This window comes from Lentzea atacamensis (assembly GCF_003269295.1).
Taxonomy (GTDB): domain Bacteria; phylum Actinomycetota; class Actinomycetes; order Mycobacteriales; family Pseudonocardiaceae; genus Lentzea; species Lentzea atacamensis.
On record NZ_QLTT01000012.1, the window covers coordinates 213,289 to 226,827 of the forward strand.

Sequence of the window (13,539 nt, forward strand, 5' to 3'; positions counted from 1 at the left end):
GATCACATTCAGGTGAGCCGGGAAGCCTGGTCGGCACGAGGATTTGATGTACCCACAGATCGCCCAGGAGCCCCGTTGTCGCGCAAGAAGGCCGTTGCCGCCGAGTTCGCCCGCTACCTCCGCACGGAAACCGTCGGTGGCATGGTGCTGCTCGGAGCCACCGCCATAGCGCTGATCTGGGCCAACTCTCCACTGGCCCCCTCCTACCTCGGGCTGCGGGACCTGCACGCCGGACCGCTGTCCGTCGGTGACTGGGCCAAGGACGGACTGCTCGCCATCTTCTTCTTCGTGGCCGGCCTTGAGCTGAAGCGTGAACTCGTCGTTGGAGAGCTGTCGGAGTTCAAGGCCGCGATCCTGCCGGTGGTCGCGGCGATCGGCGGGATGATCGTGCCCGCGCTGGTCGCGTTGTCGATCGGCTGGGGACAGCCGGGCATCGAGAAGGCGTGGGCGATTCCGGTCGCGACGGACATCGCGTTCGCCCTCGGAGTGCTGGCACTGACGGCGTCCGGGCTGCCGTCGAGTCTGCGGGTGTTCCTGCTCTCCCTGGCCGTGGTGGACGACCTGGGCGCGATCGTCGTGATCGCGGTCCTCTTCACGGCGAAGTTCAACCTGCTCGCGGCGGGCGCGGTCGTGCTGCTGCTGGCGCTGTACTGGTTCCTGCAGCACAAGAGGATCACCACGCCGTTCCTCTACGTGCCGATCGCGTTGGCGACGTGGTGGTTCATGCACGAGTCGGGCATCCACGCGACGATCGCGGGTGTCGCGCTGGCGTTGCTGACGCGGGTGAGGCGCGATCCCTACGAGCAGGAGGCGCCGGCGGTGCGGCTCGAGCACCGGCTGCAGCCGTGGTCGGCCGGGGTGGCGGTGCCGGTGTTCGCGCTGTTCGCGGCGGGCGTGCCGGTGGGCGCCGAGGCGTTCGGGAAGCTCTTCTCGGACAAGATCGCCATCGGGGTGATCGTCGGGCTCGTGGTCGGCAAGGTGGTCGGGATCGTGGGTGCGTCCGCGCTGGCCGTGTGGTTCAAGGCGGCGGTGTGGCCGTCCGGTGCGGGGCCGCGGGACATCATCGCGGTGGCTGTGCTGGGCGGGGTCGGGTTCACGGTCAGCCTGTTGATCGCGGAGCTCTCACTCGATCAGCCGGAGACCGTGAAGGCGGCCGTGCTGATCGCGTCGATGATCTCGTCGCTGCTCGCCGCGGTGTTGCTCATTCGTCGCAGCCGGGCTCATGGCACCATGTCCGGGTGACCACCAGGGAGCACATCGCGTCGATTCCGCTGACCGCAGACGACCCGACGGCCGAGGCCTCGATCGGCGGCCTCGTCCGTGACGCGACCGCACACATGTCGACTCTGGTCAGAGCAGAGGTCGAGCTCGCGAAGGGCGAGATCGCGGCCGAGATCAAGAAGGGCGTGAAGGGCAGCATCTTCTTCATCGTCGCGTTGACGGTGCTGTGCTTCAGCCTGTTCTTCCTGTTCATGGCGCTCGGGTTCGGATTCTCCGCGCTGTTCGGCTGGGGCTACTGGGCAGGCTTCCTGCTCGTCTTCGCCGTGATGCTGGCAACCGCTGTTCTCTTCGCCTTGCTGGGCTACCGCAAGGTGCGCAGGCTCAGGCCACCGGAGAAGTCGATCGCGGCCGCGAAGGACACCGTTGCGGCCCTCACGCACAGGGGCGGCGACAACTGAGCCGCAAACCCGACCCGTCGGTGGTGCGGGTCGCGGGTCCGTGGACGCACCGCGACGTCTCGGCCAACGGCATTCGCCTGCACGTCGCCGAGCTCGGCGAGGGACCGCTCGTGCTGCTCCTGCACGGGTTCCCCGAGTTCTGGTGGTCGTGGCGGCACCAGCTGACGGCACTGGCGGAAGCCGGTTACCGCGCGGTGGCCGTCGACCTGCGCGGGTACGGCGACTCGGACAAACCACCACGCGGCTACGACGGCTTCACGCTCGCCGGTGACATCGCGGGCCTGATCAAGGCGCTCGGCGCCCAACGCGCACACCTGGTGGGTCACGCGTGGGGAGGCGCGACGGCCTGGACGGTCGGCGCGATCCACCCGCGCCTGGTCTCGTCGGTCTCGGTGTTGTCCGCGCCGCACCCGCTGGCGATGCGCCGGGCGTTCCGCAGGCATCCCAGGGTGAACTCCCACGTGCTGCGCTTCCAGTTGCCGATCTACCCCGAACGTTGGCTGACCGGCGAGAACGCGATGCAGGTCGCCCGCCTGCTGGCGGCGTGGTCGGGTCCGAAGTGGCGGTCGGCGCCCGAGTTCGACGAGGTCATCCGCCGCTGCCGGCAGGCGATGATGGTGCCGGGCGTCGCGCACAGCGCGATGGAGTACTACCGGTGGGCGGTGCGCTCGCAGATCCGCAGCGACGGCCGCCGGTTCGCCGAGGCCGTCGACAAGCCGATGCAGGTGCCGGTGCTGCAGATCCACGGCGCGCTGGACCCCATCACCCTGGAGTCGTCCGCCCGCGACTCACGGCCGTGGCTCGGTGCCGGGTCGGAGTTCCGGTGCCTGCCGGAGGCGGGGCACTTCCCGAACCAGGAAGCGCCCCACACCACCAGCAGGTTGATCACGGAGTTCCTGCAGAAGACGTCCTGAACGCGGTCTCCAGAGTCCCTGCCGGGTCGTCCGGCAGGTCGGTGGAGCGCCAGGCGATGTAGCCGTCCGGGCGCACGAGGGAAGCACCCTTGGCGGACAGCCCGAAGACGTCCAGCTGCTCGATCCGTTCGTACCGGATCCCCAGCTGCTTCGCGGCCTCCTCCCACTGCGGGTGGTCCGCGACGAGCACCCAGCCGCGTTGGAAGAGATCCAATGTGGACTTGCCGGGCGCGATCCACACGTGCGGAGCCCGCGTGCCCGGCTGGCCGTTCCACTGCTCGGGGCGTTGGGCGGGCGGCAGTTCCGGTCCCGCGCCGAGCACCGCGTCCGAGCGGTAGAGGACGCCGTAGTGCATCGCGCTGTTATCGATCAACGGCGCGTCGTCCGGCTCGCCGTCGCGGTTGTGGCCGTCGTTGCGCGCGAAGATCTGCTGGTGGCACAGCAACGCGACCGGGCGCCGTTCCGCGTCGTATGTGTCCAACAGGGACGGACGTGACTCGCCGTTCAGCACGGCGGCGAGCTTCCAGGCGAGGTTGTGCGAGTCCTCGATGCCGACGTTCGCCCCGAACCCGCCACGGCTCGGCGGCAACGTGTGCGCGGCGTCCCCTGCCAGGAAGACCCGGCCTTTCGCGAACTGGTCCGCAACCGCAGCGCTGATCGTCCAACGGCCCGTCGTGATGATCTCGATGTCGAGGTCGTCGCGGCCGATGGCCCGGACGATCTGCTGCCGCAGCTCGGGTTCGTCGTACTCGCGGTCTTCGAGCATCAGGACCCAGCGGCCGTCGCCGTAGGTGGTCAGGAAGCCGACGCCGTCGACGATGAACTGGCCGATCCCGTCCTTCAGGTACTCGTTCAACGGCGCGCGGAACAGCACGCTGCGAGAGGTGTGCATGTACCCGCGGCCGCTGCGGGTGATGCCGAGCGCCTCACGGATCGGGCTGCGGTGCCCGTCCGCCGCGATCAGGTGGTCGGCGCGGATCTCGTAGGGCTCACCGTCGCCCTGCACGATCGCCGTGACGCCGTCGTCGTCCTGGGAGAACTCCAGCATCCGGGTGCTCATCCGGATGTCCGCGCCGAGCTCGCGGGCCTTGTCCCGCAGGATCGGTTCCATCCTGTCCTGCGCCACCCCCACGCCGGTGCACGGCGAGTACTCGATCTCGGACAGCTCGGCCGGTGGTGACCAGAAGGTCTCCTCGAACCACTCCCCTGCCAGACTCTCGACCCGGACCCGCCGGATGCCGAAGCCCTTCACCATCCTGCTCGGCGGTAGGCCGTCCGCCAGTCCCACCGCGCGCAGCAACTCCTCGACCCGTGCCGTGAAGCCGACCGCTCGCGGGTGCGGTGAACTGCCCGGATGCTTCTCGACCAACGTCACGGGCACCCCGCGCCAGGCCAGGAACAGCGCGGCCGACGTGCCCGCCAGCCCTCCCCCGACCACCAACACCGAAGTCTTCATCCCATCCCCTCAATACAGTGTATCGCTCGATACACTGTATCGCTATAAGACGGTGTATCGTCCAGTCCGATGCCGAACGAACTCGTCTGGGACCGCCCGGAGCCGCCCAGCAAGCCGTCGCCGACCCCGCTGAGCAGGGACCTGATCGTGAACGCCGCGATCAGGCTCGCCGACGAGGGCGGACTCGACGAGGTCTCGTTGCGCAAGGTCGCGGCCGCGCTGAACGCAGGGCCGATGCGCCTCTACGGCTACATCGAGACCAAGGACGAACTGCTCGACCTCATGGTCGACGAGGTCTACCGCGAGATCACGCCGCCCCGCCCGTCAGTCGGCTGGCGGACGGGACTGCGGCACGTCGCGCACGGCATCCGGGACGCGGCGAAGCGGCACGAGTGGTTCATCGACCTGCTGAGCCCCCGGCCGCACCAGGGCCCGCACTCGCTCGCACACATCGAGGCCACGCTCGCCACCGTCCAGTTCGAGGACATCGACCAGGTGCTCAGCGCGGTCGGCGCGGTGATGGCGTACGTCTACGGCGCGGTCCGCGGCGAGATCACCGAACTCCGCGCGGAACGGTCCACCGGCATGACCGAGGAGCAGTGGCAGCGGGCATCCGGCCCCTACATGGAGCGGATGCTCGCCACCGGCAGGTTCCCGACGCTGGCCAGGGTCATGTACGAGTCGAGCGACCGCGACCCGGCGCAGGTGTTCGACGAGGGCCTCGACTACGTGCTGGACGGCATCGCCGCCCGGCACGACACCACTAGGAAGCACATCCCTGGGTCGAAGCCCGGCGGGTCAGCGTCGGCGCCTTCTGCACCATCGCCTGCACCTGCTGGGCGGTGAGCACGAAGCCGGTCTCCGGGTCGTCGACGGCGGCACCGAACACCACGCCCATGACCCGGCCGTTCGGGTCGACCAGCGGGCCTCCGGAGTTGCCGGAGCGGACCTCCGCGCGAACCGTGTAGACGTCGCGGGTCACCGTCTGGGCGTCGTAGATGTCCGGGCCGCGCAGCAGCGGGATCCGCTCGCGCACACGGGCGGGCGAGGCCTTGTACGGGCCGTCCAGCGGGTAGCCGAGCACGATGCCGTCCTCGCCCGGCTGCACCTCGTCGGAACGGAACTGCAGCGGCGTGGCCTCCAGGTCCGGCACCGCGAGCACGGCGATGTCGATCTTCGGGTCGTAGGCCACGACGGTCGCGTCGAACTGGCCGCGGCCGACCTCGACCGTCACCTCGTTGGTACCGGCGACGACGTGCGCGTTGGTCATGACGCGTTCCGGCGCGATCACGAACCCGGTGCCTTCGAGGGCACGCGAGCACGACGGCGCACGGCCGCGGACCTTGAGCACGGAGGACTGCAGCCGCTTCTGCACCGGCGAGTCCGCGAGCTGGCTGTTCGGCGGCTCGACGTCCTTGAGCGGCGTGCGGTTGAACGGGTCCATCGCCTGGGGGAAGCCCGAGACGTCGAAGAGCTTCTGCAGGTCGCCGGACAGCACACGGGCGGCCTGCGGCATGGTCTTGTCGACCTTGCCGAGGATCACCGACTGCTTGAGCGACGACGTCAGGTCCGGCAGGCCGACGACCGAGGTCAGCGGGAGCGCGATCATCCACGCCACGACGAAGACGACCAGGCCCTGCACGATCGCACCCAGGGCGTTGTCCGCGCCGCGCAACGGCGACGCGTTGACCCGTGCCTTGATCGTCCGCCCGATGTACACGCCGATCGTCTCGCCGAGCGCCACGAGCAGGACGACGATGCCGACGGCGAACACGACCTTGGTGACGACGTTCTCGAACTGGGAAACCAGCAGCGGTGCGATCTGCGTGCCGAGGATCAGGCCGACGAGCACACCGACGAACGCGGGTAGCGCGACAACCATGCCCTGCCTGGCCCCTGACACCGCGGCTATCGCGGCAAGGCCCAGCACGAGCAGGTCAACCCAGTTCAACCGACAACCTCCGCCTCACTGTGTAGCGCGCAACGCTAGTTCAAGGTCACGCACATCGGTCGCATCCCACGGCTGTTCCCAGCCGCCGAGTGCGATCAGGCCGTTGATCAACCCCGCGGTGAAGCCCCACACCAACATGCCCGGCGCGGAGAAGGCCGCTCCGACGTAGCCCGCAGGGTGACGCACTCTGAACCTGTTCGCAGGATCGGCGAGGTGCGCAACCGGCACCCGCGCGACGGCGGCGGTCTCCGCCGGGTCGACAGGTGCGACGGGGCTCGGCTGTTCCCAGTAGGCGAGCACGGGCGTGACCACGAACCCCGACACCGGCACGTACAGCTCCGGCAGCAGCGCGAGTGGTCTCACTCCTGACGCAAGTACACCGGTCTCCTCGTAAGCCTCGCGTAATGCGGTGGCGACTGGTCCGTCGTCGGTCGGATCCGCTGCCCCACCGGGAAACGCGACCTGGCCCGGATGCGAGCCCAGCGTGTCCGCACGGCGCAGCAGCAGTACGTCCGGACCGTGGTTCTCGTCCTCACCGAACAGCATCAGCACCGCCGCCTCGCGGACGCCCTCCGAAGGAGCGCGCGGGACCCGCATGAACGTCCGTGCGTCGATGTCCTCGGTGGCCTTGGCCAGGCGCTGCATCCAGTCGGGTGGCTCTGTCGCCTCCGTCATCGCACCGCCTTCTCCACCTGCTCTGGCGCCTTGAAGATCGGCGGGTCCGTGATGAGCCGGACCGAGCCGTCGGCGCCGACGAAGTACGTCGCCGGCAGCGAGTTCGGCGCCTTCAGCTGCTTGCGCAACGCGTCGGCCCCGTCGTGGACCGAGGGCAGCCGCACGCCGAGCCGGGCGAGCAGCTCCAGGCCGTCGGCTTCCCTGCTGTCCACAAGAACTGGGACGACCGGGACGGCACCTGGTTGCTTCGCGTACGAGTCGAGCACGGGCAGCTCCTCCTGGCACGGCCCACACCAGGTCGCCCAGAAGTTGATCAGGAGCGGCCCTTTCAGCGCGAGGGCCGTCCGGGTGCCGTCGCCGAGGCACGTCACGTCGACGCCGCCCTCACCACCGGGCACGCACGGCCGCAGCTGGGCCTGCGCGCGCAACGCCGCCACGTCCTGCGACGGGCGGGTCGGAGTTGGCGGCGGTTCCGGTGACCTGTCACGCGGCCACAGCGCCACGACGCCCGCGATGCCGAGGACGAGCGCGAGTACGAGCCAGCGGCTGCGGTTGTTCACCCCACTAGTTTCTCGCCGGACCGCACGCGGTCGGCAAGCTCCAGCAGATGTGGCTTCTCGTCGCCCTTCACGAGCTTCGCCGCCTTGTCGGGGTCCTCGGGACCCAGGCCGTACGACGGGCAGTCCTTCATCAGCAGACAGGCCCCGCACGCAGGCGTTTTGGCGTGGCAGACGCGACGGCCGTGGAAGATGATCCAGTGCGACGCCATGGTCCAGTCGCGCTTCTCGATGAGCGTGCCGATCGCGTGCTCGACCTTGACGGCGTCCTCTTCCGCGGTCCAGCCCCAGCGGCGGACGAGGCGGCCGAAGTGGGTGTCGACTGTGATGCCGGGCACATCGAACGCGTTGCCGAGAACCACGTTGGCCGTCTTGCGTCCTACACCGGGGAGCTTGACCAGCTCCTCGAGGGTGCCCGGAACCACACCGTCGTGCTGCTCCACAAGAGCGGCACCGAGACCCATCAGAGACGTCGCCTTGTTCCGGTAGAAACCGGTCGGGCGGATCATCTCTTCGAGTTCGACCCGCTCGGCGCCGGCGTAGTCGGCGGCCGTCGGGTACTTCGCGAAGAGCGCGGGAGTGACCTCGTTGACCTTCTTGTCGGTGCACTGCGCGGACAGCACGACCGCCACGAGCAGCTCGAGCGGCGTCGTGAAGTCCAGCTCGCAGTGCGCGTCGGGGTACCCCTCGGCAAGCACGCGCACCATCCGGCGGGCCCTGCGGGTCAAGCCGAGTTTGGTTTCCGGTTTCTTGGTTGCGGGCACAGATTCAGCGTAGTCAACACGCCGGAACCACCCCCTAGACGCGCACTCGAATCCCACATGCGCCACACTGCGGAGCATCATGACTGCCTGGTTTGTGATCGTCGTCCCGATCGTGATCATGTTCTTCGCGCTCTTCATGGAGCGCGTGGAAGCGAAGCTCCGGCACGTCGCCGTGCAGGAGAACGAGGTCGAGGAGTTCCTGGAGTCCGCCCGCCCCGATGAGGTGAAGGCGCTCTACGGACACGGCATCGGTCGCGCTCTGGAGCTGTTCCGCCTGCGTCGCCGCGGTCGCGGCAGCGTGCGCAAGCGCGTGCGCTGACGACCCCCGCGTTGACCGCCACCCGAATGGCGTAAGCTGGTTCGTTGGGCTCTGGATCGAGCCAGTCGGGTTGTTCCTAGTAAGACGGCGAGCCGAGCGGCGATCCACAACACAGCCCTTAGACTGCAACGCAGTGATCGGCGGCACGGCGCTGACACCGCCAAAGAAGGTGGTGGGCGTGCCGTCGCGTCGATTAGGAGGGATGAGGTGGACGAGACCCTGGCGCGAGCGGGCATCTTCCAAGGAGTTGATCCGGCAGCCGCAGAGGCGCTGGCGCAGACCCTTGAGACGGTGGAGTTCCCGCGTGGCCACGTGATCTTCGCGGAGGGTGAGCCGGGCGATCGCCTGTACATCATCCAGTCCGGAAAGGTGAAGATCGGCCGCAAGTCGCCGGACGGCCGCGAGAACCTGTTGGGGATCTTCGGGCCCTCCGACATGTTCGGCGAACTGTCCATTTTCGACCCCGGTCCCCGCACGTCGACCGCGACGACGGTGACCGAGGTGCGTGCGGTGTCCATGGACCGCCCCGCGCTCCGTCAGTGGATCACCAACCGGCCGGAGATCGCCGAGCAGCTGCTGAGGGCCCTGGCCCGCAGGCTGCGCAGGACGAACTCGATGCTGGCCGACCTGATCTTCACGGACGTGCCCGGCCGTGTGGCCAAGGCGTTGCTGCAGCTCGCACAGCGCTTCGGTTCGCAGGAGGCCGGCCTGCTCCGCGTCACGCACGACCTGACGCAGGAGGAGATCGCTCAGTTCGTCGGCGCGTCCCGCGAGACCGTGAACAAGGCGCTCGCCGACTTCGCGCACCGCGGCTGGCTGCGACTCGAAGGCAAGAGCGTGCTGATCCTGGACCCGGAGCGCCTCGCGCGCCGCGCCCGCTAGATCGCAGACAACGCAAAGGACCGGGCGCCACCCCCGACGTGGCGCACCGGTCCTTTGTGTTGCACGGCCCATCCCCCGACGAACCGTGCCTTCCATCCCTCTGGCGCGTAGGCCCCGACCCTCAAGCCAGAGGTTGGTCTCGGTGGATGAGTCAACTTTCGCACGTCCCCACCCCGACCACTCAAGTCCTTTCACCCTCAAGGACCTCCTGTGTGGCCGATTCGTTGCATGTTTCACCCGGTCATCCCATTCCCGTGACCCAATCGCAACCATCGTGACCCTGCGCACCCGATCTGGTACATCCGTACCAGGTTTGGCATACTGGTACACATGTCCCACTCCGCCCGACTGTCCGACTACCGTGCTGCCCTGACGACCCCCGGCATGCGTGGCCCCGTGGTCGCGTCACTGCTCGCCCGCCTCCCGATCGCGATGGTCGGGCTCTCGCTGCTGCTCTACGTGGAGCGCGCGACGGGTTCGTTCGCGGTCGCCGGCCTGGTCTCGGCGGCGGCGCTGGTGGGCGTGGCGATGGGCTCGGTCGTCCAGGGCCGGCTGATGGACCGCTTCGGCCCCACTCGGCCGCTCGTCTTCGTGACCGGTCTCTTCACGCTCTTCGTCACCGCCTCCGTGATCGCCGTCGAGGCGGGTTCACCGGTGTTCGTGCTGGTCCCGCTGGCCCTCGGCGTCGGCGCGACCGAGCCGATGGTGGGCTCGGCCTCGCGTGCGCTGTGGGAGCGGATGCTGCCCTCCGGCCCGACGCGGATGGCGGCCTACGCCTACGAGTCGATCAGCATGGAGGTCTTCTTCATCCTCGGTCCTGGTCTCGCCGGCGTGCTGCTGGCGGCTCCGTGGGCAGGTACCGGCGTGGTGGTCGGTGCCGTGATGATGGTTCTCGGTGCGCTGTGGTTCGCCTCGAACCCGGTCGTGCGCGCCTGGGGCCCGGTCGAGCAGGCTCCACGCCCGCTGCTCGGCGCGTTCGCCTACCCGGGCATGCGGACCGTCGCGCTGGCCGCGCTGGGCTTCGGCGTGACCATTGGTTTCGTCGAGGTGGCCGTGCCGGCCTTCGCGAAGGCCGCGGGCCAGGCCTCGATGGGTGGCCTGATGCTGTCGCTGTGGTCGATCAGCTCGGTGATCTTCGGCGTGCTCTACGGCATGCGTCCGTGGCCGCGCCCGATGCACCTGCGTCTGCCGGTGCTGCTGGGCGGGTTCGGGTTGCTGTCGCTGCTGCTGGCGATCCCGCTGACGCTGGTCGGGCTCGGCATCGCGCTGTTCGTGGTCGGCACGCTGATCACGCCGCAGTCGACCGCGCACTCCGCGGCGATCGAGCAGGTCACGCCGAACGGCATGGCCGCCGAGGCGTTCGGCTGGGTGATCACCTCGGTGACCGTCGGCCTCGCCATCGGCCAGGGCCTCTCCGGCCAGCTGATCGAGCACTTCGGCACGCGGCCGGCGTTCGTCGCCTCCGGTGTGGCCGGGCTGCTGATCGCGCTCGCGGTGTGGCTGCTGCGCGGCACCGTCAGCCGTGGCGTGCCGGCTGAGCCCCTGCCGGCCCGTTCCGAGATGGAGCTCGCGGCCCGCTAGTGCCACGGCACTAGGCTACCGAGCGCATCGGCACCACCAGGTAGGTCAGCTCTACGCCGTCCTCGCCCGGTGTCGACGTGAGCACGGTGGACCGCAGGCCGTCCTGGATCCGCAACTCGATCCGGCGGCCTGCGAACGCCTTCAGCGCGTCCGCCAGGTAGCGCGCCTGGAACGTCTTGGTCAGCCGGTCACCCTCGATGGTGGCCTTGACGAACTCCTCGGACTCGCCCTGCTGCGGGTCGTTGCCCTTGATCCGCAGCTCGGAGTCCTCGACCTGGATGGTGACCGCCTGGTGCGGGCCGCCGAAGGGCGTGGCTCTGCGGACGGCGCGGGCCAGCGCGTCCGCGTCCACGAGCACCGTGCTGTCGATGACTGCCTCCAGGAGTCGGCGCGCCCGGTCGTCCGGGAACGGAGCGGCCAAGAGTGCGGTGGAGATCGAGTTGTGGCCCCACGCGAGGCCGATGCGGTATTCGTCGGCGTGCAGGGCGACCTCGCCCGTCGCCTGCCTGGCCGCTTCCGCGATGGGCTTCGCCGGAACCAACAGGTCTACGTGGCCGCTCTGTTCCCACGGCAGCGTCGCGTAGGCCATGCGATAGCGGTCGGTCGCCATCACGTGCAACTTCTGCTCGTCCGACTGGATCCGGATGCCGGTGAAGATCGGCAGCGCGTCGTCCTTGGACGCCGCGCCCGCGACCGCCGCGATGATCCTGAGCTTGTCCGCGTCGATGTGGCCCTGCAGCGGTGGCAGTTCCGGGACGCCGGGGTGGTGGCCGAGGTCCAGGAGCGGGATCGCGAACCTCGACGTCGGCGTGCGGATCGCCAGCCGCTGACCTTCCACCTTGAGCCTCACCTGCGGCTCGTCCAGGGCGTGGAGTGTCGCCGCCAGCGGCTTCGCCGGTACGAGCACCTCACCTTCGGTGTGGACGGTGGCGTGCACGGTCAGGCGCACGGCGTGCTCCTGGTCGCTGCCCGCGATCTCGACGTCCGTGCCGGCTTTGAGGCGGAGCCCGGCGAGCACCGGGTCGAGCACGCGGGTCAGCAGCAGCCGCGCGACCTCGGCGGCGGCGCCGGCCAGCTCGGCTGTCGTGGCGGTGAGGTCCATGGCTGGGACGCTAGCGAGCACCTCTGACAATTTTTGACGCCTCGGCGTCAGGACCGATCGGAGCGGTGGATGTCGGCTGAGTGTCTGATCTACGCCAGGCACCGCGATTCCGGGCCGTTGACAGGGCCGGTGGTGTTCGCCGACGACAGTTCGTGGGGACGCGGCGGCACGTCGCGACCCTGGACTCGCTCACGGTCGCGGAAACCGCGGCCGTGGCTCGGGCCGCACGGCTGGTGGCGGTGGGGATGCGTGTTCGTCCGGCATCGGGGGACTCCGGACGAGTTGGCGCGGGACGAGGAGTGGTCCGGCGCGCCGGCCGGTGACGTGGCCGCGTTCAGCGCCAGGCTTCGCGAGTACTTCACGAACAGCGAGCAGCAGCCGCGGTGATCGCGATCCGCGTCGACTCGACCAACGCGGGATCACCACCCTCCCTCAGCGCCAAGGCCGCACGGAAGTGTTCCAGCGCCTCGGCGTACCGGCCCTCGTCGAAGTAGCACTTGCCCCAGTGCTGGTGCACGAAGCCGGGGATCTCGCCGGTCTCCGCGCACTTCGCGAACTCCGCGTGAGCTTCGGAGAACCGGCCCTGCCACTGGAGGACGTGCGCCAGCCGCAACCGTGCCGCCGTGGACGGGCGCAGCTCGAAAGCCTTGGTCAACGCCCGCTCGGCGAGATCGAGCTCGCCGAGCATCCGCGCCGCGACCCCGATCTGCGTCCAGGCCTCGTACTCGTCCGGGATGTCCCGCAGGGTCTGCGGGTCGATCGTGTACTTCACGCACCTGCCCTGCGCCGTGCCAGGTCGATGATCCGCTGCAGGTGCAGCCCGCGCCGCACGTCGCACTCGTGGGTGGTCGTGCCGCTGTCGACCATGGCCACGAAGTCGTCGAGCAGGATCGTGAAGCAGTCCAGCGCGGACGTGTCGCGGCTGTTCAGGGTCCGGTGGCCGTTGACGCCGAACACGGTGAAGTCGGTGAACGGGGGCTGCAGCGGCAACGACAGGGTCAGCGACAGGGTGCTCGTGGCGCCGGAAGCGTGCTGCAGGATCAGTTGCCAGAGCCCGGTCGGCGAAACGTTCGCGGCGATCACGTCGGTGATCTCGCCCAGCGCGGCGTCGAGCAGGTCGAACGCGTGCGGGCCGATGTCCTCCAGCGCGCCCTTCTCGTGCCGCCACGGGGAGTTCGCGAACGGGCCGTCCAGCAGGGCGCCGGTCAGCCAGCGCGCGTCGGCACCGGTCCAGCCGCCGGTGCGGTGGAGCTGGGCCAGAAGCTCCTTCGTTTCCGGGGCGTAGCGGCGGGTCAGCACCACCAGGGACACGACGCCGGCGTCCGAGACCGCGGCGGCCAGGCGCTCGGCGACCTCCACCGACTCCGCGATCGGCTTCTCCAGGATCACGTGCTTGCCCGCGTTGGCCGCCTCGATCGCCATCGGGCCCTGGACGGCGGGAGGAACGCAGAACGCCACTGCGTCCACAGTGGACAGCATTTCCGCGAAGTCCGCGAAGGGTTCGGCGCCGTAGGTGCCGGCGAGCTCCGCGGCCGCTTCCTGGCGGCGCGCCCACACGCCCGTCAGCGTCGTGCCGGGGTGGTTCGCGATTCCGGGAGCGTGGATCATCTGAGCCCACGGGCCCGCACCGACAAGTCCTACGCGCAGCTGTTCGTCCAC

At 69.3% G+C, this 13,539-nt stretch carries 16 protein-coding genes; 8 read left to right on the forward strand and 8 right to left on the reverse strand.

Features of this window, described 5'->3' with window-relative positions:
* Positions 1-75: 75 nt before the first annotated feature.
* From nhaA to C8D87_RS39470, 3 genes are read left to right on the forward strand one after another with little or no spacing between them, the layout of a single operon-like run.
* On the forward strand, positions 76-1,242 hold the full coding sequence (gene nhaA / locus C8D87_RS39460) for a Na+/H+ antiporter NhaA (protein WP_112231206.1): 1,167 nt from the start codon (positions 76-78) through the stop codon (positions 1,240-1,242).
* Positions 1,239-1,679 (forward strand): phage holin family protein, encoded by a 441-nt coding sequence (locus tag C8D87_RS39465; protein ID WP_233442502.1) that lies wholly within the window; start codon positions 1,239-1,241, stop codon positions 1,677-1,679. The genes nhaA and C8D87_RS39465 overlap by 4 nt, the downstream gene beginning before the upstream one ends.
* Positions 1,676-2,593 (forward strand): alpha/beta fold hydrolase, encoded by a 918-nt coding sequence (locus C8D87_RS39470; RefSeq protein ID WP_109633039.1) that lies wholly within the window; start codon positions 1,676-1,678, stop codon positions 2,591-2,593. The genes C8D87_RS39465 and C8D87_RS39470 overlap by 4 nt, the downstream gene beginning before the upstream one ends.
* Here C8D87_RS39470 and C8D87_RS39475 read toward each other — a convergent pair.
* Complete coding sequence (locus C8D87_RS39475) at positions 2,565-4,049, reverse strand: FAD-dependent monooxygenase (protein WP_112231208.1); 1,485 nt, start codon at positions 4,047-4,049, stop codon at positions 2,565-2,567. The two genes, C8D87_RS39470 and C8D87_RS39475, sit on opposite strands and share 29 nt — an antisense overlap.
* Positions 4,050-4,118: 69 nt before the next feature.
* Between C8D87_RS39475 and C8D87_RS39480 the strand changes: the two genes are divergently transcribed.
* On the forward strand, positions 4,119-4,895 hold the full coding sequence (locus C8D87_RS39480; protein WP_112231210.1) for a TetR/AcrR family transcriptional regulator: 777 nt from the start codon (positions 4,119-4,121) through the stop codon (positions 4,893-4,895).
* Here the strand turns inward: C8D87_RS39480 and C8D87_RS39485 are convergent.
* Genes C8D87_RS39485 through nth form a run of 4 tightly spaced genes read right to left on the reverse strand, consistent with a single transcriptional unit; the run spans position 4,813 to position 7,939 of the window.
* Positions 4,813-6,000 carry a MarP family serine protease gene (locus tag C8D87_RS39485; RefSeq protein ID WP_112231212.1) on the reverse strand — a complete coding sequence of 396 codons (1,188 nt, stop codon included), beginning with the start codon at positions 5,998-6,000 and terminating at the stop codon, positions 4,813-4,815. The two genes, C8D87_RS39480 and C8D87_RS39485, sit on opposite strands and share 83 nt — an antisense overlap.
* A gap of 15 nt (positions 6,001-6,015) precedes the next feature.
* Positions 6,016-6,675, reverse strand: a complete 660-nt coding sequence (locus C8D87_RS39490; RefSeq protein ID WP_109630989.1) for an NUDIX hydrolase — start codon at positions 6,673-6,675, stop codon at positions 6,016-6,018.
* A complete protein-coding gene (locus C8D87_RS39495; protein WP_112231214.1) occupies positions 6,672-7,235 on the reverse strand; it encodes a TlpA family protein disulfide reductase in 564 nt (187 codons plus the stop codon). Before C8D87_RS39495 ends, C8D87_RS39490 begins: the two co-directional genes overlap by 4 nt.
* Positions 7,232-7,939 carry an endonuclease III gene (gene nth / locus C8D87_RS39500; protein WP_233442512.1) on the reverse strand — a complete coding sequence of 236 codons (708 nt, stop codon included), beginning with the start codon at positions 7,937-7,939 and terminating at the stop codon, positions 7,232-7,234. The genes C8D87_RS39495 and nth overlap by 4 nt, the downstream gene beginning before the upstream one ends.
* 136 nt (positions 7,940-8,075) lie before the next feature.
* On the opposite strand from nth, the gene C8D87_RS39505 reads away from it, so the two are divergent.
* From C8D87_RS39505 to C8D87_RS39515, 3 genes are all read left to right on the forward strand, one after another.
* On the forward strand, positions 8,076-8,315 hold the full coding sequence (locus C8D87_RS39505; protein WP_109630982.1) for a hypothetical protein: 240 nt from the start codon (positions 8,076-8,078) through the stop codon (positions 8,313-8,315).
* 207 nt (positions 8,316-8,522) lie between these two features.
* Positions 8,523-9,197 (forward strand): Crp/Fnr family transcriptional regulator, encoded by a 675-nt coding sequence (locus tag C8D87_RS39510; RefSeq protein ID WP_030469453.1) that lies wholly within the window; start codon positions 8,523-8,525, stop codon positions 9,195-9,197.
* Between the two features lie 330 nt (positions 9,198-9,527).
* Positions 9,528-10,778, forward strand: a complete 1,251-nt coding sequence (locus C8D87_RS39515) for an MFS transporter (protein ID WP_109630979.1) — start codon at positions 9,528-9,530, stop codon at positions 10,776-10,778.
* Positions 10,779-10,788: 10 nt separating this feature from the next.
* Here the strand turns inward: C8D87_RS39515 and dnaN are convergent, their stop codons facing one another.
* Entirely contained in the window at positions 10,789-11,880 is a 1,092-nt protein-coding gene (gene dnaN / locus C8D87_RS39520) for a DNA polymerase III subunit beta (RefSeq protein WP_112231216.1), read from the reverse strand.
* 69 nt (positions 11,881-11,949) lie between these two features.
* Between dnaN and C8D87_RS39525 the strand changes: the two genes are divergently transcribed.
* The gene (locus C8D87_RS39525; RefSeq protein ID WP_146772010.1) at positions 11,950-12,267 is read left to right on the forward strand and encodes a hypothetical protein; all 318 of its coding nucleotides are present in this window, start codon (positions 11,950-11,952) and stop codon (positions 12,265-12,267) included.
* On the opposite strand, the gene C8D87_RS39530 is transcribed toward C8D87_RS39525, so the two are convergent.
* Both C8D87_RS39530 and C8D87_RS39535 read right to left on the reverse strand, forming a co-directional pair.
* Positions 12,239-12,652, reverse strand: a complete 414-nt coding sequence (locus C8D87_RS39530) for a tetratricopeptide repeat protein (RefSeq protein ID WP_170166745.1) — start codon at positions 12,650-12,652, stop codon at positions 12,239-12,241. The two genes, C8D87_RS39525 and C8D87_RS39530, sit on opposite strands and share 29 nt — an antisense overlap.
* Entirely contained in the window at positions 12,649-13,539 is an 891-nt protein-coding gene (locus C8D87_RS39535) for a Gfo/Idh/MocA family protein (RefSeq protein WP_112231221.1), read from the reverse strand. The genes C8D87_RS39530 and C8D87_RS39535 overlap by 4 nt, the downstream gene beginning before the upstream one ends.

Bases quoted from the DNA above. Each gene is read 5' to 3' on its own strand.
- nth (WP_233442512.1), bottom strand. From the start codon at position 7,939: ATGGTGCGCGTGCTTGCCGAGGGGTACCCCGACGCGCACTGCGAGCTG.
- C8D87_RS39490 (WP_109630989.1), bottom strand. From the start codon at position 6,675: ATGACGGAGGCGACAGAGCCACCCGACTGGATGCAGCGCCTGGCCAAG.
- C8D87_RS39525 (WP_146772010.1), top strand. From the start codon at position 11,950: ATGTCGGCTGAGTGTCTGATCTACGCCAGGCACCGCGATTCCGGGCCG.
- C8D87_RS39505 (WP_109630982.1), top strand. From the start codon at position 8,076: ATGACTGCCTGGTTTGTGATCGTCGTCCCGATCGTGATCATGTTCTTC.
- dnaN (WP_112231216.1), bottom strand. From the start codon at position 11,880: ATGGACCTCACCGCCACGACAGCCGAGCTGGCCGGCGCCGCCGCCGAG.
- C8D87_RS39480 (WP_112231210.1), top strand. From the start codon at position 4,119: ATGCCGAACGAACTCGTCTGGGACCGCCCGGAGCCGCCCAGCAAGCCG.
- C8D87_RS39515 (WP_109630979.1), top strand. From the start codon at position 9,528: ATGTCCCACTCCGCCCGACTGTCCGACTACCGTGCTGCCCTGACGACC.
- C8D87_RS39475 (WP_112231208.1), bottom strand. From the start codon at position 4,049: ATGAAGACTTCGGTGTTGGTGGTCGGGGGAGGGCTGGCGGGCACGTCG.